The sequence below is a fragment of the Pseudomonas sp. RW409 genome (assembly GCF_003184125.1).
Taxonomy (GTDB): domain Bacteria; phylum Pseudomonadota; class Gammaproteobacteria; order Pseudomonadales; family Pseudomonadaceae; genus Aquipseudomonas; species Aquipseudomonas chlororaphis_I.
Window position 1 is genome coordinate 466,392 of sequence record NZ_QHHP01000033.1, and the last position, 22,758, is coordinate 489,149.

The following is a 22,758-nucleotide window of genomic DNA, read 5'->3' on the forward strand; positions in this document are numbered from 1 at the left end:
TACGCCCGTGCTGCTCACCGTTGTAACGGTCGCCACGGATCACGCCTTGGTCGTAGCCCAGGCTGCTGCCGTACTCGGCGAACACCGGACGCAGCCAGCCGAGGGTCACCGGACGGCTCCAGCGCAGGTCGTTGCGCCAGTAACCGCCGCTGTCGCCGGACAGTGACTGATCCTTGTACCCGCGAATCGACGACTGCCCGCCGAGGCTGGTGCGCTGCGGGCTGAACAGCACGTCTTCGCTGCGCTGGCCGGTCATCAGGCTGCTGAAGCTGAACGACTCGCCCCACAGCTTGAACGGCTGCAGGTAACTGAGGGTGGCGGTGTATTTGCGGTAGCGCGCATTCGGCTCGCCCGGCCCTGGGTGGCCATTGTCCTGGGCGTCGAAGGCACCGATGCCGTTTTGCATGCCCAGGTCGAGGTTGACGAAGGCGCCGCCGATGCGCCGGCCGTGGTTGATGCCGAACTGGGCTTCGCTGAGGCGATTGCTGCTCAGGGCCAGCTTGCTGTCTTCGATGAAGTTGTTGGTGCGCAGGTAGGCCAGGCCGGCATTCAGCGAGGTCTTGCTCACCGCGTCACGCAGGATCACCCGCTCGGCGCGCAGCTGGTGGTTCTGGCTGTCACCGGTCTGCTTGAAGCTGAAACCATTGGCCTGGGCCTGGGAGCGGTACTCGCTCTGGCTGTAGGTGTAACTGAAGTTCCACCAGCCCCAGGGCAGGTTGTAAGAGAGCATGGCGTTGTTGGAAGTGTGCTGGTGGTCGCTCATGGCATCGTGGCCACCGCGCAACATCAGCTGGTCGGCCAGCCCCAGCGGGCTGTCCCAGTCGAAGGTGGTGCCCCACTGCTGCTCGCCGGTGCTGCGCTGGCCGTCGTTGCTGCGCGACAGCCCGGCCCGCCAGGGCTTTTGCGCGGTGTTCTTGACCAGCACTTGGCTGCCACCGACCTCCTTGCCGGGGGCCAGCTCCATTTGTGCCTGGTTCGACGGCAGGCGGTTGAGCTGGTCCACCAGTTGTTCGATTTCCCGCAGGTTGACCAGCGCGCCGACCTGGCCGGGAAAGGCCATGGCCAGCTCCCGCTCGGACAGCTGGCTGTCGGCCGCGCCTTTCAAGCCTTCGAGCCGGCCCTCGACCACCAGCACCTTCAAGTGGCCGCCGGACAGGTCCTGCTGCGGCAGGTAGGCGCGGCTGGTCACCAGGCCCTTCTCGAGGTAGTAGTCGGTGATGACCTTGAGCAACTCGTTGAGCTGGCTGACGCCCAGGCATTGGCCGATATAGGGCTTGAGCAGGCGCGCCTGCTCGGCGGCGGATAGGCTGTCGGCGCCCTTGAGTTCGATGTCCTGGATCGGGAAGCAGCGGGTGTCGGCAGGTGCGGTTGGCGCGGTGGGGGCCGCCTCTTTGCCGGGCAGGTCCTTGAGTTCTTCCAGGCGCCGGCGCTGCTCTTCGAGCAGGCGGTCCTGGCGTTCGCGGATCAGGTCCTGTTCGCCCGGCGTCGGAGCGGCAAGCGAAATAGCAGGGAGGATAGCGAGCAACAACAGCCCGACTTTAAGTACAGACAATTCTCAGCTTCCTTGCGATAGCGCTTTGACATCACTCAGGTGCCGCGATACTAAATGGCCACTATCTCTGACGTCAACAGAGCTGTATTCAGCTGTGCCTGACATGAAATGTTCGGACAGGTCCTGCCACCCGCGTCGGCTGAGCAACGGGGTTATCGGGAAGCCCGACGAAGTCCGATGGGGAAATGGGGGGATCAGGGGGGATAAAAAAATGCCGCTCCCGAACGAGAGCGGCACAAGCCCGCGACAAGCATCGCGGGCCCTGTTACCGGATCAAGCTTGCGCGGTCATGTCCAGTTGGCCGCCAGCACAGGCTGCAAGGCCTGTTGCTCAGCCGCGCCGAAGGTCATGGTCGCCGGTGCTGCCGGCGCGAACGCCGCCATGGCCTGGACCAGGTTCTCCACATCGTTGCCCAGCAACCGATGACGGTCGCCGGTCATGATGTCCCGTGGACGCTCGGGGGTTGCGGCGTACCAGTTATGCAGCGTGACCTCCTGCTGGCTGCCGATCACCGAGATCTGCAGGTCCGGCCCTTCATGCTGGAACCACAGGCGCTCGGGGCTGATGTCCTGGCCGAACACCAGCTGGCCCATGCTGCCGCTGAACTCGAGGTCGTTGACCCCGTGCCCGACTTCCACGGTCGGCATACTGCCGCTGACCACCACCTTGTTGTTGCCATCGCCCAGCTTCACCGTGGCGAAGGAGCCGCTGTCGGTGATGCTGTTGTTGCCATGGCCGACCGTGAGCTTGTTGATGTCGCCGGCAATCACGTTGTTGCCATTGCCCAGGGTGATCTCGGCCCGGCGGCCCGTCACGTTGACCTTGTTGTCACCGTTGCCGGCCAGCAGCTTGGCGCCTGTGGCCTCGACGTTGATGGTCTTGCTCTCGTCGCCCAGGCTGACATTGGCGAAGAAGCCCTTGACCGTCATGGTGTTGGGATCGCTGGCCACGGGCGCGGGATCGACTGTCGGCAACGGGCTCAGCGTGAGCGGGTCGCGCGACGAGCTCGTTACCGGCTCCACGGTGGTCGGTGTCGGGCGCGTACGGATTCTGTCGCGGATCGACGCGAACGAGAAATCATCGGTGTCGGTCACCGCTGGCAGCGGATCGTCGAACTTCAGCCGTGGATCCGACGCTACCGGGAGATCCGGCACAGTGACCCGCGGACGACTCGGGATATCCAGGTCGCGGTGCGCGATATCGACCACCGGGATATCGGGAATCACGATCGGCCTTGGGCTCGGTACGTCCACCGGGGTACGTCCCACTTCACGCCCGACCGGCCCGATATCCGGCACCTTCGAAGGCTCCAGCGAACCGATGCCGCGCTCGGCGAGAATCTGCTCGAGGGTCTTGTGCTCGGGAACCGTCGGCCCCTGATTGCCGCCACGCTCGGCCAGGATCTGGTCGACGGTCTTGTGTTCCGGCACCTTAGGGTTCAGGTCGATACCGCGTTCGGCAAGGATCTGATCGATCGTCTTGTGTTCCGGCACGGTGATGTCCGGGATCGTGACCGTAGGTCGCAACACCGGGTCGACCACCGGAACGCTGATGGTCGGGTGCAGATCAACCGGCGGCAGCGGCGATACCACCGTAGGCTGGTCCACGCCAGGGCGCTCGACAATCGGCGTCAGCGTACCCGGCACAGTCACCGTCGGCTGCTCGGTCACCGCAGGCACCGGGCCAACGGTCGGCACCACCTGCGGCGCATGCTCGGCGAAGATGAAGTCCGAGGCGCTGACCTGCGCCACATCCAGCGCATCCAGGTACACCAGGTTGACGTTCGAGGCAGCGCCCTGGGCGCCGTTACGTGTCACGTACACCCCATGAATCTGCGTCAGGCCGTTGAGGGTGGCGCGGTTCTTGTGCTCGATGGTCAGCTGGCTGAAATCGGTCACTCCGGTCTGGCGCAGGTCGATCTTGTCGATCCCGTGGCGGAAGCCGCGCAGGGCGTTGTTGTAGTCCTTGACGCCCGACTGGGCCGCCACCACGAACACATCCGAGGTCGCGCTGTCATGGCTGTAGATAGTGCCGCTCAACGAAGCCACCATCTTGCCCTGGGCATCGCTGCTGTACATCACGCCCTTAGCGCCGCCGTTGAGCAGCACGGTGCCCAGGCCTTCCTGCGGCTGGACCGCCGAGGCGTCGCTGTTGACGTAGGCCGTCGGGGCGACAAAGGTGTCCTGGAACTTGAAGTTCGCCGCGCCGATCCCGGCCAGCAGCTGGTTCTTCAGGACGATGCTCTGGCCCTTGGCCAGGTCGATCTTGACGTCCGCGCCTTGCTGGCTGAGCACCAGGTCGCTGAACTTCTTCCCGGCAAAGCCCACCAGGTCGATGATCTCGCCCCGGGCGGCCTCGAAGTTGCTGATGACATCGCTGCCACCCTCCCGGCGATGGACCACGAAGAAGTCCTTGCCCGCCCCGCCCGTCAGGCTGTTGTTGCCACGCCCGCCGTCGAGCAAGGCATCGGCCTTGCCAGCCACCAGCACATCGTTGCCGTCGCCGGTGACGATGTTCTGGATGCTGCCCGGATTTTTCACCGTCAGCGCCGCGCCACCGATGCTGGCGACACCGGTCAACAGGTTGACCGAGCTATCCCCGGAAACGGCCGCCGCGTTGAGGGTATTGCGCCCGCCCGCGACACCATTGACCGCATCGTCCAGGACTGCGCGGTTGGCATGCCCGACCACCGACTTGAGGTATTCGTCGGTGTAGAAATAGGTGTCGTCCGGGGTGCTCTTGCTGCCGTACAAACGCAGCGACCAGGCATTGAGCGTGACCGGCTGGCCGGAAGCCGCATCGCTCACCTGCAAGGTCCAGTTGCCCGCCGAGCGCTCGCCAAAGTCATGGGTGGTCATGAAGCTGTATTTGAACGACCCCGACTGCGTGCTGCCGACATCGCTGGCACTCGCGCCGGGCATGCCGTCCGGCACCTTGCCCTGGCGGTTGAGCAGGACGCTCTGGGTGCCGTCGGGCGAGATCAGCTTGAGCGTCAGGTCGCCAAGGCGGCCCACCTGGGCGTCGAAATCGATCTCGACGTGTTCGACATTGAGGCCGGCATTCATCGCAATGGACGAAGTCAGCGTGCCCCCCGCCGCCAGGTTCTTGCCGAGTGCGCCGCTGGAGGCGCTGTAGACATACTCGTTGGCCCCGGTGCTCTGGGTCATCCAGGCTTCGGCCAGGCGTACCGCGGCCCGCGCGTCGACTTCGCCGAAACCGTAGTCGTTGCTGGTGTGCATGCCGCCACCGTTCCAGCCGTGGGCGGCGTTGTCGCTCCACTGGGTGGATGGGTCGTTGATCTGGCGCGCCGACAACGCGAGGATCTGCTGCACGTCGCGATAACCCAGGTTCGGGTTGGCCTCGAGCATCAGCGCGACGATGCCGGAGACAATCGGCGCGGCGAAGCTGGTGCCCTGCATGCTGGTGTAGTCGTTGCCGAAGGTCGAGCCACGGTCGGTTTCCAGCATATGGCTGGTGGACACCACGTTGCTGCCCGGCGCCGACACCAGCAGGCTGGCGCCCGGGTTGGAGAACGGCGAGGAGCCGATCTGCAGGGTCGACAAGTCGCCCTGGGCATTGATCGCGCCGACTTCCACCGAGAAGCGGTTGTTGTTGGTCAAGGAGCCCTGGGCATTGCCGCCGGTTGCGCGGCTGTTGCCGCCGGCCGCGACAATGATCGTCCCCAGGCCACCGCGACCGTTACTCGCGGCGTACTGGGCATTCATGCTCAGCGCCGTGGCGGTGTTGACGAAACCGTCCTGGAAGCTGCTGAGGGCGAAATCGTTGGTGAAACCCCAGCTGTTGTTGGCGATGTCAAAGCTGACCATGTGCCCCAGCCCGGCGAGGTCGGCGCCGCTGTTGGCCAGGTAGTAGCCGCCCAGCGTCGCGCCATAGGCCACCCCTACCCCACCCGCGCCATTCTTGGCGGCGACCATCACGCCCGCCACCATGGTGGCGTGGTTGGACACCAGGCCCGGCAGGCTGCCGTTGCTCTGCTGGGTCTGCAGCCAGGCCTTGTCGACATTGGCGGCAAGATCCGGGTGGGCGATATCGAAGATCTCGGGCGCGGTGGCGAACTGGCCGCCCGGCTCGAACTGGCCGATGCGTACGCCCTTGCCGGTGTAGTCCTGCCAGACCGGCAGCACGTTGGTGTCGCTCAGGTACCACTCCTGGGCCGCCAATGGGTCCAGCGGCACTTCCGGGGTCAGCAAAGTCACCCCGGCGCGCATCGGCGCGGTCTGTCCGCTGCTCAGGTCGACCACCGAGGCCGACAGGTTGCCGGCGGCATCGACCACGCCGTACTTGAAGCTGAGCAGGCCGGTGTAGCGCGCATCCGGAGTGAAGAGCACGTCGCCCTGGGCCGTGAGGCTGACGGTGCCGCCGACCGCGTCGCCAACATTGGCGATGCGCAGCGCGCCCTGGCTGTTGAGGTGTTGATCGTTGGCCAGCAGGCTCTGCGCGGAAATCAGGTGAGCCTGGGTCCGGTTGAAGGCCTTGCCGTCCTTGTCGAGGGTCAGCACGTCGGCCACGGGCATGGCGTTGGGGGTCTGCAGATCGACCGCCGAGATATCCGAGAAATTCAGCTTCTGGATGTTTTTCAGGGTCACCGTGCCGTCGCGCCCAGCCACCTTGTCGGCCACTTCATAGCCGCTGGCGGTGCGGGTGATGCGGTAATCGCCATGGTTGCCATGCAGCGTCACCAGGTTGATCCCGCCGTCACCGTCGATGGTCGCGTTGCCATGGCCGACTTCGATCACGTCATTGCCGGCGCCGCCGAAAATCCGGTCGGCGCCGCCACCGGCGTGAATGATGCTGCCGCCTTCGGCGGCGTAGATCACGTCGCCTTGGGGCCCGGCGTAGATCACCGCCTTGCCGCTGCCGCCGATGATGGTGTTGTGGCCGCTGCCACCGACCAGCACGTCGCTGCCCGCCCCGCCCACCAGGGTCGAATTGCCGGAGCCGCCCTTGATGAAGGCACTGCCGGTGCCGCCGCTCATGATCGTGTCGTCGCCGCTGCCGCCCTGGGCAATGGTCAGGCCGGCCTGGGCCATGTTCAGCACCACGCCTTTGTCGCCAACGATGATCGCCGTGTCGTGGCCGCCATTGCCGTGGATATTTTTCGGATCGTCCGAGGCGCTGATCACAAAGACGTCGTCGCCCTTGCCACCGACATAGGTGTTGCTGCCGCCGCCACCCACCAGCCAGCCACCGGCCGGCGCGGCAATCAGCGTGTCGTTGCCGCTGCCGCCATACAAGTTGCCCACGCCCAGCTGCGCCGCGTCCAGGGTTTCGCCGGTGGTGCTCTGGCTGGCATAGGCGGTGGTGGTGATGCCATTGGTGGTCGAGGTCACCTTGGTACCCGCGCCCAGGGCAGTCAGGGTGTTGCTGACCGGGTCACCGAGGAAATCCACCGCCAGCGCTTCCTGGTTCTTGCCATTGATGGTGAACGAACCGGTGGCGAGCACCCGGTTACCGTCACGCACTTCGGTTTGAGTGGACGCCGCCGCCCGCACGTTGATCTGGGTGATGCCCAGCTCGGCCAGGGTCTTGAGTTCGCCGGCATCGACTTTCGCGTCATGGGTGCCGTCGACCCAGACCCGCAGCTTGCTCCAGATCGGATCGCGTTGATCGATCACGCCATCCTTGTTCGCGTCCTCGCTGGCCAGTGCCGCGAAACCGTCCTTGAATTTCGTCTCGCCCGCCGCGCCGTTCACCCCGGCCTTGCCGCCGTAGTACTCGGAGAACATCTGGCTGACGTCCTTGATCTGGCCGCTGCCATCGTCGATCACCAGCATGCCGGTGCTGCGATCGGCCCAGCCGCTGCGCTTGAGCGTGCCACTGTGGTCGGTGTCGAACAGCACGCCGTCACGGATGTCGGTCATGTGCACGCCGTTGCCGGTCAGGTCCAGCAGCAACGGGTCAACGTAGGTGTTGAAGGTGGTCATGGCCGACAGGCCGTTCAGCGTTACCGCATTACGCAGGCTGAAGTCCGGCTTGTTCGGGCTGGACGGCTGGTAGAACTGGGTCAGGTAGGTGTTGGGACGCGCATTGGGGTCGAGCTGCATTTCGCCCGGGCGAATGCCACCCGAGGCCAGGCTGGACATCTGGGTGGAGGTGAAATCGGTTTTGCTGAGAATGCCGCCGACGGCAAAAATGCTGTTGGTCGCCGAGTTCTGAATGAAGCCGTTGGCGACGTCCTGCTGGGCTTTGCTTTCGCCCTGGATGTGTTGTTGGGGTTGCGGGGATGGGTTGATGTCGATGTTGATCAGGCCGGGTGTCTGAGGGGCAGTAGAGACATCACCCACGCCAAGCCATAAACATTGCTGACCATCTTTTGCTTCATAATATTCGCCGTGACGCGTCAAGTCGTCACGAATGATTTGTGCACCATAAGTATGCAGAAGACTCTTGACCGGTTCGATGTTATCCGCCGGAAAAAGAGCGCCTTCAAACTTCTTGTCATTATAACCGATGGCTTGCAAGGAAGCATATACAAAGTCCACACAGCTATTGGTCAGCAGTCTATAACGCGTAGCATCGAATCCGCCTGACGCGGGATCTTTGGAAAACGCCTTGAGCTTATTGTATTGGTCCTCTGTCAGATTAAAGCTGACTTCGTACGCCGTCTCTTTATAACCGAGATTATCGTTCCTCGAGACTTGCCCTTCACCATGCATCTGATCAAACTTTGACTCGAACCCATAACTCTCTCCGGGGCCTGTTCCATCGTTCAGGGCATACCACATATGCCCACCGGTGGAAGAGTGGGAATCACCGGTCTTATGATCGCCCTTGTCCTGCTGATAGACATATTCCGCACCAGCCCGTGCAACCTTGTAAGTTACACTGTACTTCCTTTCCATACGTTGCTTCCTTTACCAGCTTACAAAAACGCTTCAATGCTTGGGATTGTAATAACTAAACTCTACATAGCTCTCGATACTGCGAAATTCCTGTACTTCCCCAAGAGTGCCGACTTCGACCGAATATTTCCCAGGCGACAATTCCAATGTCTTGATCAAACGCACCGCCGTGTTGATTCGCCGCCCCTGGTAATCAAACGTCTGACCCCAGTTGATACCCGTGGTCACTATGTTCCCGTCAAACACCGGTGTTCCATCTTTCAAGACCCGCAGATGCACAGGAATCGCGACACCTTCCTTGTGGCTGGTGCCCCAGATTTCTTCCCGGCTGTTCATTTCAGCCAGGGTGTTTCCCTGAACAAACAGCAAAGCGAATCTATAGTCAGCCGACTTGCTGACTACAAAGTCTGCTGTGACTCTTTGTTCGGCCTGTGAAATATCAATGGGTTTGACCACCCATACCGGTGCGGAACAGGCGGCCAGCAAAAAACATACAACCCCTAGAATCCCGTTACGCAAGACGCTTATCAGTCCGTGCATGACTCACCCCATCCTTCTCATCCATCAGAAAACAAAATCACATTTGAGCGATATCGTTATTAACCAAAGCCAAACCCGAAAACTTACCAACTTATTCTTTGTGGCCAACTTTATATAAAGCCAACTTCTCAACGATAACCCGCAAACCTGACCTGCACATTTCCCGACGCATCCGTCCCGCGCAAGTTCACGTTACGACTAAACATCCGCGCTCCCCCCAACGCAAAACCAACGCGCAACTCGGAGTCGGAAACCCACTGCACTTTCGGTGAGGGGGCATGATCAAGAAAACTGTCGCACTCACCCAAATAAACCTGGTAGTTATTACTGTTAATCGCCTCTTCCACATCCAGCAGGCTGTTGAATACAAGCACCTCATCAGAACAGAACGGCGCTATCGCCCCGCCTCCCGAGCGAGAAACAAGGGCGGCGCTGTAACGTCCACTCGGTGAGGGATAGACCTGGGTATACAGATCATCGGGATCATCGATCATGCCGATCAACAGGATCACGCCATGCTTCAGTACAGTGAACAAACCGATCGCTGCCAGTACAAACTTCAACCAACGTATCACTCGCATGCTCCCCCTTTCCGGCAACACTCAACGCTCTCGCAAACTCTCATCCACATGCTGTTGCAACGGGCTCAGGAAGTAGTCGATCACCCGGCGCTGGTCGGTCTTCACTTCCGCGGTGATCGACATGCCCGGCGACAGCGCCACGCGTTGGCCGTTGACCATCAGGTGGTCGGACTTCAGGCGAATGCGGCTGCTGTAGATCAGCCCGCGTTTTTCATCTTCGATGGCGTCGTTCGAGACGCTGAGCACTTCGCCGTCGACGGTGCCGTATTTGGTGAAGGTGAAGGTTTCCACTTTGACCGTGACCGGCTGGCCGGCGCGGACGAAGCCCACGTCCTTGTTTTCCAGCATCGCTTCCACTTCGACCGGTTGGTCGGCGGGCACTATGACCATCAGCGGCTGGGCCGGGGTGACCACGCCGCCGACGGTGTGGATCGCCAGTTGCTGGACGGTGCCGTCCACCGGGGCCTTGAGGCTGGTCAGGGTTTCCTGGTAACGGGCCTTGGCCAGTTCCTGGACCAGGCTCGCGGCTTTCTGATTGGCTTCCTGTTGCAGGTCGAGCATGGCCCGGCGGTTCTGCGCGACCACGCCTTCGCGTCGGCGCCGCGCCTCAGCCTGGGCCGCGGTGGACTGCAAGACACTGGCCTGCTGCACGCTCAACTGGCGCAGCAGGTCGAGGCGCGCCTGTTCCTTTTCCAGGTACTCATGGCGCGCCACGTACTGTTGCTCCAGCAGCCGCCGGTAGTCCTCGGCCAATTGCGTGGCGATCGGCACGGTTTGCCGCAGGCTGGCCACCTGGGCCTGGGCCGACTGGATTTCGGCGCTGCGCTGGAGGATTTCCGCGTCCACCAGCTCCAGGTTGCTGCGGTACTCCTGATACTGCCCCTGTAACCAGCGCTGGGCGCTGAGCACCTGCTCCGGGTTGGCATTGGCAATCGCGCCGATCAATGACGCCGGCGGCTGTTGCTGGTTGATCGCATCGAGCATCGCCGCGCCCCGAGCGCTGTCGACCCGCGCCGCCAGCAGCTCGTTCTGAATCCGCCTGACGTCGGCATCCGCCGCCGTCGGGTCGAGTTCCACCAGCAGCTCGCCGACTTTCACCGCCTGGCCGTCACTGACATGGATCGCCCTGACCACCGCCGTCTCGCTGGATTGAATCAGCTTGGTCTTGCCATTGGGCACGATCTTGCCCGGCGCCACCGCCACCACTTCGATCTTGCCGAGACAGGCCCACAGCAAGGCCAGCACGGCAAAACCGAGGATGCTCCAGACAAAGATCCGCGGCGCCGGGTGCACGGGGGTGTCCTGCAACTCCAGGGCGGCGGGCAGGAACTGCGCCTCATGGGGCAGGCGCTGCAAGCTGTCCATGCTTTTGCGCTGGCGCCAGGCGTGTTGCCAGGCGTCGCGGTAGCGCTGCAATAACGAAGGAGTGGCGCTCATGGGCAATCGGTCCTTGAATCCGGATGGCGTCCAGCCTCGCCCCCTGCGGCGGGGGCGGCGGCCGAACAAATAACCTGTGAAATCGGGCGGCGCTCAGCCCTGCTGCATACGGTGCAGGCGCGAATAGTGGCCGGCCTGGTGCGCCAGCAGTTCGGCATGGTTGCCCTGCTCGACGATCTGCCCGCGGTCGACCACCAGGATGCGATTGGCATCGCGTACCGCCGACAACCGGTGAGCGATGATGATCACCGTGCGCCCGGCGCAGATGCTTTGCATGTTCTGCTGGATGATCCGTTCGGACTCGTAGTCCAGCGCACTGGTGGCCTCGTCGAAAATCAGAATCCGCGGGTTGCCGATCAGGGCCCGGGCGATGGCGATGCGTTGCCGCTGGCCGCCGGACAGCGAGGTGCCATGCTCCCCGACCATGGTGTCGTAGCCTTCGGGCAGTTCCAGGATGAACTCGTGGGCCCCGGCCATGCTGGCGGCATGCATCACCGTTTCCAGCGGCGCGCCCGGATCGCTCAGGGCGATGTTTTCCCGGATGCTGCGGTTGAACAGCATGTTGTCCTGCAACACCACGCCGATCTGCCGGCGCAGGGAGGAAACGTCAGCCAGCGCCAGGTCCATGCCGTCCACCAGCACCCGTCCACGCTCGGGCACGTACAGGCGCTGGAGCAGGCGGGTCAGCGTGCTTTTACCCGAGCCGGAACGCCCCACCACGCCGATCACTTCGCCGGCGACGATCTGTAGGTTGATCCCACGCAGGATCTCCGAGCCGTCGGCGCGATAACGGAAATGCACCTGGTCGAATTCGATCTGCCCCCTGAGGGGCGGCAAGGCGCTGCGGGTGGCCTGGGACAGCTCGGTGCGGGTGTTGAGGATATCGCCCAGGCGCTGCACGGAAACGCCGGTCTGCTGGAAGCTGGTCCACAACTGCGCCAGGCGCATGATCGGGCCACTGACCCGGCCGGCCAGCATGTTGAAGGCGATCAGTTCGCCCACCGAAAGCTGCCCGTCGATCACCAGCCGCGCGCCCAGCCAGAGGGTCGCCACAGTAACCAGCTTGCCGATCAGTGACACGCTCTCGTTGGCGATGGTGGACAAGGTCTGGGTCTTGAACCCGGCCGCCACATAAGCGGCCATCTGGTTGTCCCACTTGCGAATCGCCTGGGGCTCGACGGCCATGGATTTCACCGTGTCGATGCCGTTCACCGTCTCCACCAGGAACGCCTGGTTTTCCGCGCCGCGGGTGAAACTGTCCTGCAAGCGGGCGCGCAGCAGCGGGGTGACAAACAGCGAGACCAGCACGTACAGCGGCAGCGACAACAGCACCACCAGGGTCAGCCAGCCGCTGTAGTAGAACATCACCAGGATGAACACCAGCGAGAACAGCACGTCCAGCAACAAGGTAATGGCGTTGCCGGTCAGGAAGCTGCGGATGTTCTCCAGCTCGCGCACCCTGGCCACCGAATCGCCGACCCGGCGTGCCTGGAAATACGCCAGCGGCAAATTGATCAGATGACGGAACAAGCGCGAACCCAGCTCCACGTCGATCCGGCTGGCGGTATGGGCGAACACGTAGCTGCGCAAACCGCTCAAGGCCGATTCGAACAGCATGATGCCCAGCAACCCTGCGGCGATGACATCCAGGGTGGTCAGCCCGTGGTGCACCAGCACCTTGTCCATCACCACCTGGAAAAACAACGGCGTCACCAGGGCAAACAGCTGCAGGGCAAAGGACACCAGCAGCACTTCGCCGAGTAGCTTGCGGTATTTGACGATGGCGGGAATGAACCAGGTGAAGTCGAACCGCGAGGTTTCCCCCGGCAACCCGGCCTCGGAGCGCAGCAGCACCAGCTCGCCGGTCCAGCGCGCGGCCAGGGCCTCGAAGGAGATGACCTCCGGCCGGTCCGAACGCGGGTCCTGGATCAGCGCCTGGCCTTGGTCGAGCTTGGCAATGATAAAGAATGTGCCGTCGCCATCGGCCGCGATCGCCGGCAATGGCGTGCGCTCCAGGCGAGCGATTGAAGTGCTGACCGACTTGGCCTTGAGCCCCAGCTTGCGGGCGGCGAGCAGCAGTTCGCGCTGGGTGAACGGCTGGTTCTCTGGAGCGAATTCGTGGGCCAATTGCTCGGCGGATGCCGCCACCGAATGAAACCGGGCCAGCATCACCAGACAGACCAGGCCAGTGTCTGGCGTGGGCGACTCGGCGCCCCTTCCTTGTTCGCTCATAAGCTTCCATGCATGCCGCGTTGCGGCCGTAAAGTCCTAATATTTCAAGATGTTACATCAAACATGAAATAATTAGTATCAATACGACATCATCGATTGAGATTTATTTCACTCGACTGTATGAATCTCCCGTCAGAGCGCCTTGCGCTCCTGCGGTGGCAGGAAATCCCGATCGGCGTCGTAGTCTTTCGTCAGGTACATCGCCAGGTCGCTCAGGTCTTTCGGGCTCAGGGTTCCCGCCGCCTGCTTGAGCTTGAGGGTGTCGATGATGTAGTCGTAGCGCGCGTTGTTGTACTCACGCACCGCGCTGTACAGCTGGCGCTGGGCATTGAGCACATCCGCGGTGTTGCGCGAGCCCAGGTCGCGCCCGACCTGGTTGGCCTTGACCGAAGCCTGGCCGGAACGAATCGTCTGCCGGCGGGCAATGACCTGCTCGATATCGGAATTCACCGCGCGGTAGAAATTACGCGTGTTCTGCACCACTTCGCGGCGGCGGTCCTCGCGCTCGTCTTCACTCTGGGCCAGCCGCTCGGTCGCTTCGCGCACCTGGGAACGGGTCATGCCGCCGGAGTACAGCGGAATATTCAACTCCAGGCCGATGCTGCTTTGCGTGACATTGCCTCGATAGCCATCCCGCCCGAAGTCGGTGGGGTTGCTGTAGCCGAAGCTGTCGTTTTCACCTTTGCGCCAGGACGCCACCGCATCGACGGTCGGCGCATAACCGGCCTTGCGCTGGCGGTTGGTCTGTTCCGCGGCAATCACCGCGTAGCTGCTGGCCTGCAACGCCAGGTTCTGGCGCACCGCGCGGCTGACCCATTCGTTGGCATCGTTGGGCACCGGCAGTTCCACCGGCAGTTGATGCTGAATACCCTCGATCGTCGAATAGTCCTGGCGGGTCAAGCGGGACAAGGCCTCGAAGGCATCGTCGACCTTGCGCTCGGCGAGTTTGCGATTGGCGCCGGCGTTGTCATGGGCGGCCTGGGCGTCGAGCACATCGGTGATGCTCGAGGCGCCATTCTCCAGGCGGGCCTGGGCCTGTTGCTGCTGACGCTTGAGCGCCGCTTCCTCAGCCTTGGAGGCGGCGAGCAGGTCCAGGGCACGCAAGGTTTCGAAATAGGCCTGGGCCGTGGTCAGCACCAGCCCCTGCTCCTTCGCGCCCAATTCAAGTTCGGCCTGGGCGGTGCTGGCGTGGGCGGCTTCCAATTGAAACCAGCGATCGGCACGGAACAGCGGCTGGTTGAGATTGGCCTGGAACACCGTGGTGCTGCGGGTGCGGGTCAGGCCCGGCTCGTCCCGTTCCAGACGCACCGATTCCACGGTGCTGCCGGCATTGAGCGTGGGCAGTAACCCGGCCCGGGCCTGGGGGATGCTTTCACGCTGGGCCTGGTACTCGTGGCGCGCCGCGGACAGCTGGGCGTCATGCTCGACGGCCTGGCGGTAAACCTGCAGCAGCTCGGCGCGCTGGGCACCTGGATCGGCGAAAGCCGGGATCGTCACCAGTGCCAGGATGAGCAATGGCGAGAAAAAACGGGGGGAGTGGGTCATAACAATCCATGTCACATTCGGGTAAAACGGTTCAGCCAGGCTGATCAGGGCGCGCATCCTACGCCGTGACCAAGGCTGTCACAAGCGACAATTATGGCTACTAGCCATCATTTTCTCAGGCATCGGATCAGATAAAGCCGAATCACCCCCTGGCTTCGGCCTACAAAAAACCAGAATCGTCTTATTTATCGACCACCTCAAACCCCGCATGCTTCGCCCCCGCAAATCTGCCCAGCACCTGAGCGCAACCTTGTTGTCCAGTCCCTGACCGGGACACGTTGCCGGCTCATACCTGCCCTGACCGCTGTCGCGTGCTCAACGCGCCACGCCACTCACTCACAGGACCCAAGCTGCCATGACTTTTATCCTCAACGGCCGCCACCTTTTACTGGATCAGCTGCCGCCAGACACACCTCTGCTGTATGCCCTGCGCAACGACTTGGGCCTCAATGGCCCCAAGTACGGCTGCGGCCTGGGGCAATGCGGCGCCTGCACAGTGCTGGTGGACGGTGTAGCCGCCCGCTCCTGCACCCTGCCGCTGTCCAGCGTGCAGGACAAACAGGTCACCACCCTGGAGGGCCTGGCGCAGGAAGAGCGCCTGCACCCGGTGCAACAGGCGTTCATCGATGAGCAGGCCGCGCAATGCGGCTATTGCAGCAACGGCATGATCATGACCCTGGTGGCGCTGTTCGAGCGCGAGCCCGAGGCCGACGAGCAACGGATCAAGAACGAGCTGGCCTACAACCTCTGCCGCTGCGGCGCGCACTTCGAGATCCTGCAAGCCGCGGCCAGGGCCCGTCAGCTGCTGGCAGAGCGGGGTCGAGCATGAACGACCTGCCGTTGACCCGTCGCCGCCTGCTCCAGGCCGGCGGCCTGATCATGATCAGCACCCTGCTGCCCAAACCGCTACTGGCCATGGCCGAAACCCGTACTACGACCCCGTTGCCAACGGACCCGACGCCGGACCATGTCGACAGCTTTATCGCCCTGGGCGCCGACGGCCACGTGACCGCGTTCTGCGGTCATGTCGACCTCGGCACCGGGGTGCGCACGGCGCTGGCGCAGATCGTCGCCGACGAGCTGGATGTCGACTTCGAGCAGGTGCGGATGATTCTCGGCGACACCGCCAGCACCCCGGACCAGGGCCCGACCATCGCCAGCGCGACCCTGCAGGTCAGCGCCCTGCCCCTGCGCCAGGCCGCCGCCCAGCTGCGCCAGTGGCTGCTGGAAGGCGCGGCGGAAATCCTCGACCAGCCGATTGCCGGGTTGCGGGTTGAACGAGGGCAGATCTACGCCAGCGCGAGCCCCAAACGACGCCTGAGCTACGCCGAACTGGCCCGCGGACAGGACCTGCACCTGCCCCTGGACCCACACGTCAAACTCAAGGCCGTCGGTGCCGGTCGTTATGTCGGCCAGTCCACCCCGCGCGTGGACATCCCGGCCAAGGTCAGCGGCCAGTTGACCTATGTCCACGACCTGCGCCTGGACCGCATGCTCCACGGTCGCGTGGTACGCCCGCCCTACCCCGGCGCCGATGCCAGCGCGCCCTTGGGCCATGCGCTGATCGCGGTGGATGTGGCGTCCATCGCGCATTTGCCGGGCATCGTCAAACTGGTGGTGATCGGTGACTTTGTCGGCATCGTCGCCGAGCGCGAGGAGCAGGCCATCGACGCCATGCGCCAGCTCAAGGTCCAGTGGAAAACCTGGGATGCGCTGCCCGACCTGCGGCAAGATGCGCTGCACAAGACGCTCCTGGCCCATCCCAAGCAGGACCGCGTGCTGCGCGACGATCCCGACATCGACAGCAGCCTGGGCACGCTCAACAGCCCGCTCAATGTCGACTATGTCTGGCCCTACCACCTGCATGCCTCTATCGGCCCGTCCTGCGCGGTGGCGATGATCGACGCCGAGCGCGCCGAGGTCTGGACCGGCAGCCAGAATCCTCATGACCTGCGCAAGGACATCGCCCTGCTGCTGGGGCGCACACCGCAACAGGTGCAGATCAATCGCATGGAAGCCTCGGGCTGTTACGGACGCAACTGCGCCGACGATGTGGCCGCCGACGCCGCCCTGCTCTCCCAGGCGGTCGGGCGGCCGGTGCGGGTGCAACTGATGCGCGAGCAGGAGGCCGGTTGGGAACCCAAGGGCTCCGCGCAGCTGATGCAAGTCCGCGGTGGCCTGGACGGCAAACGCGAAGTGGCCGCCTACGAATTGAAAACCTGCTACCCCTCGAACAACGCCCGGACCCTGGCGCTGCTGCTCACCGGCACCGTCGCCAACCGCCCCGACATCCAGCAGATGGGCGACCGCACGGCGATCCCGCAATACCGCTTCCCGCAGATGCGCATCGTCTGCCAGGACGCCGCGCCGATCGTCCGCGCCTCGTGGATGCGCGGGGTTTCCGCGCTACCCAATGTCTTCGCCCACGAATCCTGGATCGACGAACTGGCCTACATCGCCCAGCAGGACCCGATTGCCTTCCGCCTGCGCTACCTGGACGACCCCCGCGCCCTGGCGCTGATCGAGGCGCTGAAAAAACAGGCCGACTGGCAGGACGGTAGCGCCCACCGCCACCCTGCGCCGCCGTCGCAGGAATGGGTCAAGGGCCGGGGGTTTGCCTATGCCCGGTATTTCCACAGCAAGTTCCCCGGCTTCGGTGCCGCCTGGGCCGCGTGGGTCTGCGACCTGAGCGTCAACCGGCGCACCGGGCAGATCCGCCTGGACAAGATCTTCGTCAGCCATGACTGCGGGCGCATGGTCAACCCGGCCGGCGTCCGTCACCAGGTGCACGGCAACATCGTCCAGTCGTGCAGCCGGGTGCTCAAGGAATACGTCAGCTTCGACCCTTGCGGCAGCACTTCCCTGGAATGGGGCGGCTATCCGATCCTGCGTTTCGACGAGTTGCCCGAAGTGGATGTGCAACTGCTCGACCGCCCGGAAGAACCGTCCATGGGCGCCGGCGAGTCGGCCTCGGTACCCAGCGCCGCGGCCATTGCCAACGCGATTTTCGACGCGGTCGGCGTGCGCCTGCGGCAAGTGCCCTTTACCCCGGAAAGGCTGTTGCAAGCCTTGCAGCAAGCCCCCGACGCTGACCACCCTGGCCAGGAGGCCCACCCATGAGCAAACTCAAGACCCTCGTCGGCTGGAGCCTGGCCGCCTTGAGCCTGGCCGTCACCGCGGGCGTGTTCATCAGTTGGCAGCCGGCGATCGCGCCGCTGGACAATCACGACACCCAGTACTTCAGCCATGCGCAAGTCGCCAAGGGCGAGCAACTCGCGGCCCTGGGCGATTGCGCGGTCTGCCATACCGCGCCGGGCGGGGCGCGCAACGCTGGCGGCCTGGCCATGCGCATCCCGTTCGGCACCCTGTACAGCACTAACATCACCCCCGATCCGGAGACCGGGATCGGCAGCTGGTCCTATCCGGCCTTCGAGCGCGCCATGCGCCACGGCATCGACCGCAGCGGGCGTTACCTGTACCCGGCGTTTCCCTACACCGCCTTCACCAAGACCCGCGACGAGGACCTCAAGGCGCTCTACGCCTACCTGATGAGCCAGCCGCCGGTCCGCCACCAGCCACCGCAGACCGACCTGCATTTCCCCTTCAATATCCGCCCGGGCATCCTCGCCTGGAACTGGCTCTACCTCAGGCCCGGCGCCATGGTCGACGATCCCGGGCGCAGCGCCCAGTGGAACCGGGGCGCCTACCTGAGCGAGGGCCTGGGGCACTGCAGCGCCTGCCACTCGCCCCGCGACCCGCTGTTTGGCGAACGCGGCGGTCGGCGCCACCTGAGCGGCGGCGTTGCCGAAGACTGGAGCGCCCATGCCCTGGCCGGCGGCAAGGCGCCGCTGGCCTGGACCGAACAGGACCTGCTGGACTTCCTGCGCCACGGCTACAGCCCGCGCCACGGCGTCGCCGCCGGCCCGATGGCGCCGGTGATCCACGAAGGCCTGGCGCAACTGCCGGAGGCCGACCTGCAAGCCATCGCCCATTACCTGTCCAGCCTGCAACCGACCAGCGCCACGCAAGCCAGCGCCGACACCCTGAACCACCAGGCCGAGCAACGCACCGAGCCCCTCGGCTCCCCCGGCGCCCGCCTGTTCTCGGGGGCCTGCATGGCCTGCCACGCCCAGGAAAAAGGCCCGACCCTGACCGGCGTGCGCCCCTCCCTGGCCCTCAACAGCAACCTCTACGCCGACAGCCCTGACAACGCCATCCGCGTGATCCTCGAAGGCATCGCCCAACCGGCCAACCCGGAACTGGGCTACATGCCCGCGTTCCGCCACAGCCTCGACGACCAGCAGATCGCCGACCTGCTGACCTTCCTGCGCCAGGACCTGGCAGGCCAGGCGCCCTGGAAAGACGTGAAACAACGCGTCAGCCACATACGCACCAGCCTGCCTCCCGGCTGACCTACTCCCGGCCATGAAAAAGCCCCGCATAAGCGGGGCTTTTTATCGGTTCTGTCTGGTGCTCAACAAGGTGGGGCATCACGCTTTGAAGCCCGGCAAACCATTCACTGCTCGCCACGCTTTCACGATTTGCGTAACACCTTCGGGCGAGTTATCTGCACCCTCTTCGGGGTAGTAGATAAGGTCGGAGCCTGCCGGGTGCTGGCTGACCTTTTCAAAGTGCAGCAAAAGTTCGTCGGCACGTTCATCTGTTTCAGCTTCGTCCTCTTTTAGCAACTCTTCCAAAAGCTGGATGAATTCCGACTCGGTGTAATCAGAGAAACTGTTTTTTATAATGCTGTCAGTCATGGCCGGCCTTTTCATTTCTATGAATATCGATATGGTTTCGTGGCGTATTAACTCTCAGGTTATCGACGTCATATACACCACCGCCTTCTGATATTTTTTCTAGATGATGTAGTTCATACGAGATTCTTCCCCCAACCCGATGGTCCTTTCGCACCCGTGGTGCTTTACCCGCCCGCATACGCCTGGCGCTATATTCGACAAACTGGTCAGCCACTCCCCCACGTGCAACAGCCTTCCAAAAAGCGGCCCTGAATGCATTAAAGCTCTTGAAGTCACGCCCTCTCAAGGCATCGGCAACCTCTTTTGGAATCGGCACCCCTACCCCCGAATTCGCACCGGCCAACCAAACACCCTGTATGTCCTCACCCTCACCGGAAGCGGTTCCGGGAGTCTTTCGGACATTCATCACAATATAGAGCGGCTGTACTCCCGAACCAGGCGGGAACACCAGAATGAAGTCCTGGTATTCCGGTGGATAGAGCGGATTGACGATGATGGTATCCGCCTGTTCGGTGGGCGGATAAATCCAGATGGGGGGCGCTTGCGGTGCGGCCTCTAACGGCGGGATACCCGAGGTGCTGGAGGGGTCGACCGCTGGCGTCCAGATCAGGGTGACGCCATCGCCGAAGTCGGCCACCTGCTGCTGATCCCGGGCCTGAAACCGGACCACGGGGATCATTTCCCAATCGCGGCGCTTCTCGGTGTTGTAGCCATAACCCTTGAGCGTGCCATCGGCTTGCTCTTCGATATGCAGTCGAACCCGGGTCCGGCCTTCTTTGAGCGACTTGAGCTGTTCCTCCGTATACAAAGCGCTATCGCCCAGGCTCGACGGCACGAGCATGGCGATAACACCGAGCAGGCCTCCCGCAACCACACCAGAAGTGAAGGCACCGCTGGCGGCCGTGCCGCAAAGACCACCGCACGACGCACCAACAGGCACCAGTGCATTGGCGCCGAGCATGAGCCCACCTAACGCGGGAGGCACACTTCCACTGATCCTTCCGAGCCTGAGGTTTCCCGCCGCATCGGTTTCACGCCCACCCAACAACGCAAACTCGCCGTACTCCTTGACGGCCTCAGTGGGGATGAAAGAGCTGGCGTAGTTGATAACCCCGTCAGCCAGCTTGCAGGGTTTGGTAAAGGTGCATCCAGCGTTAGCCAGTTTGGTTTCTGCTTTCGCTGGAAGATCCTTGTACTCAGCCCAACGCTGGGCCCCCAGATCGACCGGTTCGATACCCTTGTTGCGATAGCCCTTCGGGTTATTGGCGACGTAGCCACTCATCCATGTTGCTCCCCATTCCCCCAGAAAACCTCGCCCTGGCTATGCCGGGTGCGAGGCCTCCTAACTTGGCGAATCGGGTGGTTCCTGGAAACTTGGAGAACTCTGAGATTGACGCTGACCGGTCTGAATGACCTGTAGTCCGGATTCCGGTCAGGGCCTGCGGACCAGCAGCAGTAATGGCGCTCGCTGCCTATCGGCAAGCAGGCGCCCCTCCCCCGTTACTTATGAAACGTCTGCCCCAACGCCTCAAGCCGGATCGCGATCGGTGGCAGGCGTTGGCTGCTCAGGGCCAGGTTGCCCATGTCGTCGGCGGTGTTCTGGGCGATGGCCTGGACCGAGTGCAGGCGGCCGACGATGTCAAGGCTGGCGCTGGATTGTTCGCGGGTGGTGCTGACGATGCGGCCGTTGAGTTGGTCGATATGCGAGATGTCGGCGCCGACGGCCTGGAACATCGCGGAGGCCTGGCGGCTGTCTTCGACGCAGCGCTGGGCGCCTTCGTGGCTGTCGTGCATGGCTTCGGCGGCCTGGCGGCTGCCCTGTTGCAGGGCTTCGATGATGGTCTTGATTTCCTGGGTGGACAGCGCGGTGCGCTGGGCCAGATTGCGCACCTCATCGGCGACCACGGCGAAACCGCGGCCCTGCTCGCCGGCGCGGGCGGCCTCGATGGCGGCGTTGAGGGCCAGCAGGTTGGTCTGGGCGGCGATGCTGCCGATCACGTCCAGCACGTTGCCGATCTGCTGCGCTTGCCCCGCCAGGCGTTGCACGGTTTCGTTGGTGCCGTTGATGCGTGACGCCAACTGGGTGATTTCCGCCTGGGCGCGATCGACGCTTTGCTGGCCGCGGCTGATTTGCGCGCTGGCCTGGCCGGCGCGCTCGACCGCCTGCTCGACGTGCACGGCGATGTCGCCCATGGCATCGCCCATGCGCTGCATGGAGCCGGTCATCTGGGTGATTTCCGTCAACTGGTGCTGGGCGCCCTGCTCCAGGGTCTGGCTGGTTTTCGCCAGGTCCTGGCCCAGTTCGCGCAGGCCATGGGTGTCACGCACCACGCCATCCACCAGCGCGGTGATCTGCTGCATGAAGTGGTCGAAACGCTGGGCCAGCGACACATGCACCTTGCCGCTTTCGCCCTGATGAACCTCGACGGTCAGCTGGGACGTGGCGGCGAGCATCTTGTCCAGCATGTCCTGGCTCTCCACCGCGTCGGCATGGCTGTGCACCGCCAGGTACAGCAGGATCACCGTCTCCACCACCACGTAGAAGGCGTGCACCGCCACCATGCCGAAACCGCCGTGATGGGCCATGACATAGACCGGAAAGCCCTGGTGCTGCAGCACATGAAACACCACGTGATGCAGGGCGATGGTCACCGCCGCCAGCAGAATCGGCAGCCAGTCGCGATAGAAGGTCAGCACCGCCAGCAGCACGAAAATGCCGAAGTGCGCTTCGATCAAGCCCTTGGCCTGGTTGATATGCAGCGCCGCCATAAGCATGAAGCCGATGGCGATGCAGCAGCGCATCAGGCGCGTGCCGCTGATGGCGCGGTACAGCAGGCTCAGCACCAGGGTGGTGCCACCGCCCACCAGCAGCGCCTGGGTGAAGGTGTCGTGCCAGAACGCCAGGCCCAGCGCATAGGCGAACATCAGCCAGATCAGGCCCATCATGATGCGGTCGGCTTTGCGGTAATGCTCGAGAAAACGCGGGGGGAAAGCCATGCACTCTTACTCCATGTACGTGACGGGAAGAAAAACGGCAGAGGGCAAAACGAGGTGACCGCCTTCGGCGGGCGGTTCAGTCAGCAACGATAGTGGCAAATAGCCAAGTTCGCCTTTTCAACTATCGACATGACCAGGGCTTTCTTGACGCCGGGCCACGGGGAATCGGGTCGCGGGTGGGCAAAGTCGGGAGATTGGCGGGAATGCCATGAAGGGCGGAATGGGTGGGGGGAAGAGCGACCGCGGCGAGA

General features: G+C 63.4%; 13 protein-coding genes. 3 read left to right on the forward strand and 10 right to left on the reverse strand.

What is annotated here, in order from left to right:
* The 7 genes from DK261_RS15395 to DK261_RS15425 all read right to left on the reverse strand — a co-directional run.
* On the reverse strand, positions 1-1,552 hold a 1,552-nt coding region (locus DK261_RS15395), incomplete at its 3' end, for a ShlB/FhaC/HecB family hemolysin secretion/activation protein (RefSeq protein WP_110175994.1).
* 287 nt (positions 1,553-1,839) lie between these two features.
* Entirely contained in the window at positions 1,840-8,415 is a 6,576-nt protein-coding gene (locus DK261_RS15400) for a S8 family serine peptidase (RefSeq protein WP_110175929.1), read from the reverse strand.
* A 33-nt stretch (positions 8,416-8,448) separates the two neighbouring features.
* Complete coding sequence (locus DK261_RS15405; protein ID WP_009049897.1) at positions 8,449-8,955, reverse strand: DUF5625 family protein; 507 nt, start codon at positions 8,953-8,955, stop codon at positions 8,449-8,451.
* Positions 8,956-9,083: 128 nt separating this feature from the next.
* Positions 9,084-9,518, reverse strand: coding sequence for a hypothetical protein (locus DK261_RS15410; protein WP_146218533.1), 435 nt, complete (start codon positions 9,516-9,518; stop codon positions 9,084-9,086).
* A gap of 39 nt (positions 9,519-9,557) precedes the next feature.
* Positions 9,558-10,973, reverse strand: coding sequence for an HlyD family type I secretion periplasmic adaptor subunit (locus DK261_RS15415; protein ID WP_110175930.1), 1,416 nt, complete (start codon positions 10,971-10,973; stop codon positions 9,558-9,560).
* 93 nt (positions 10,974-11,066) lie between these two features.
* Complete coding sequence (locus DK261_RS15420) at positions 11,067-13,205, reverse strand: type I secretion system permease/ATPase (protein WP_110175931.1); 2,139 nt, start codon at positions 13,203-13,205, stop codon at positions 11,067-11,069.
* A 132-nt stretch (positions 13,206-13,337) separates the two neighbouring features.
* Positions 13,338-14,750, reverse strand: a complete 1,413-nt coding sequence (locus DK261_RS15425) for a TolC family outer membrane protein (protein ID WP_009049900.1) — start codon at positions 14,748-14,750, stop codon at positions 13,338-13,340.
* Positions 14,751-15,105: 355 nt separating this feature from the next.
* Here DK261_RS15425 and DK261_RS15430 point away from each other — a divergent pair, with 355 nt between their 5' ends.
* Genes DK261_RS15430 through DK261_RS15440 form a run of 3 tightly spaced genes read left to right on the forward strand, consistent with a single transcriptional unit; the run spans position 15,106 to position 19,162 of the window.
* A complete protein-coding gene (locus tag DK261_RS15430; protein WP_101282876.1) occupies positions 15,106-15,579 on the forward strand; it encodes a (2Fe-2S)-binding protein in 474 nt (157 codons plus the stop codon).
* Positions 15,576-17,870, forward strand: coding sequence for a molybdopterin cofactor-binding domain-containing protein (locus DK261_RS15435; protein WP_110175932.1), 2,295 nt, complete (start codon positions 15,576-15,578; stop codon positions 17,868-17,870). The genes DK261_RS15430 and DK261_RS15435 overlap by 4 nt, the downstream gene beginning before the upstream one ends.
* Positions 17,867-19,162, forward strand: coding sequence for a cytochrome c (locus DK261_RS15440; protein ID WP_110175933.1), 1,296 nt, complete (start codon positions 17,867-17,869; stop codon positions 19,160-19,162). Before DK261_RS15435 ends, DK261_RS15440 begins: the two co-directional genes overlap by 4 nt.
* Before the next feature lie 78 nt (positions 19,163-19,240).
* Here the strand turns inward: DK261_RS15440 and DK261_RS15445 are convergent, their stop codons facing one another.
* The 3 genes from DK261_RS15445 to DK261_RS33765 form a co-directional block, all read right to left on the reverse strand.
* Positions 19,241-19,510, reverse strand: a complete 270-nt coding sequence (locus tag DK261_RS15445; RefSeq protein ID WP_110175934.1) for a bacteriocin immunity protein — start codon at positions 19,508-19,510, stop codon at positions 19,241-19,243.
* Entirely contained in the window at positions 19,503-20,792 is a 1,290-nt protein-coding gene (locus DK261_RS15450) for an S-type pyocin domain-containing protein (protein ID WP_110175935.1), read from the reverse strand. Before DK261_RS15450 ends, DK261_RS15445 begins: the two co-directional genes overlap by 8 nt.
* A gap of 218 nt (positions 20,793-21,010) precedes the next feature.
* The gene (locus DK261_RS33765) at positions 21,011-22,507 is read right to left on the reverse strand and encodes a methyl-accepting chemotaxis protein (protein ID WP_041988208.1); all 1,497 of its coding nucleotides are present in this window, start codon (positions 22,505-22,507) and stop codon (positions 21,011-21,013) included.
* Between the last annotated feature and the right edge of the window lie 251 nt (positions 22,508-22,758).

What these genes read in the sequence shown, in the direction of transcription:
- DK261_RS15400 (WP_110175929.1), bottom strand. Translation starts at nt 8,415, where the DNA reads ATGGAAAGGAAGTACAGTGTAACTTACAAGGTTGCACGGGCTGGTGCG.
- DK261_RS15405 (WP_009049897.1), bottom strand. Translation starts at nt 8,955, where the DNA reads ATGCACGGACTGATAAGCGTCTTGCGTAACGGGATTCTAGGGGTTGTA.
- DK261_RS15415 (WP_110175930.1), bottom strand. Translation starts at nt 10,973, where the DNA reads ATGAGCGCCACTCCTTCGTTATTGCAGCGCTACCGCGACGCCTGGCAA.
- DK261_RS15420 (WP_110175931.1), bottom strand. Translation starts at nt 13,205, where the DNA reads ATGAGCGAACAAGGAAGGGGCGCCGAGTCGCCCACGCCAGACACTGGC.
- DK261_RS15425 (WP_009049900.1), bottom strand. Translation starts at nt 14,750, where the DNA reads ATGACCCACTCCCCCCGTTTTTTCTCGCCATTGCTCATCCTGGCACTG.
- DK261_RS15430 (WP_101282876.1), top strand. Translation starts at nt 15,106, where the DNA reads ATGACTTTTATCCTCAACGGCCGCCACCTTTTACTGGATCAGCTGCCG.
- DK261_RS15435 (WP_110175932.1), top strand. Translation starts at nt 15,576, where the DNA reads ATGAACGACCTGCCGTTGACCCGTCGCCGCCTGCTCCAGGCCGGCGGC.
- DK261_RS15440 (WP_110175933.1), top strand. Translation starts at nt 17,867, where the DNA reads ATGAGCAAACTCAAGACCCTCGTCGGCTGGAGCCTGGCCGCCTTGAGC.
- DK261_RS15445 (WP_110175934.1), bottom strand. Translation starts at nt 19,510, where the DNA reads ATGACTGACAGCATTATAAAAAACAGTTTCTCTGATTACACCGAGTCG.
- DK261_RS15450 (WP_110175935.1), bottom strand. Translation starts at nt 20,792, where the DNA reads ATGAGTGGCTACGTCGCCAATAACCCGAAGGGCTATCGCAACAAGGGT.
- DK261_RS33765 (WP_041988208.1), bottom strand. Translation starts at nt 22,507, where the DNA reads ATGGCTTTCCCCCCGCGTTTTCTCGAGCATTACCGCAAAGCCGACCGC.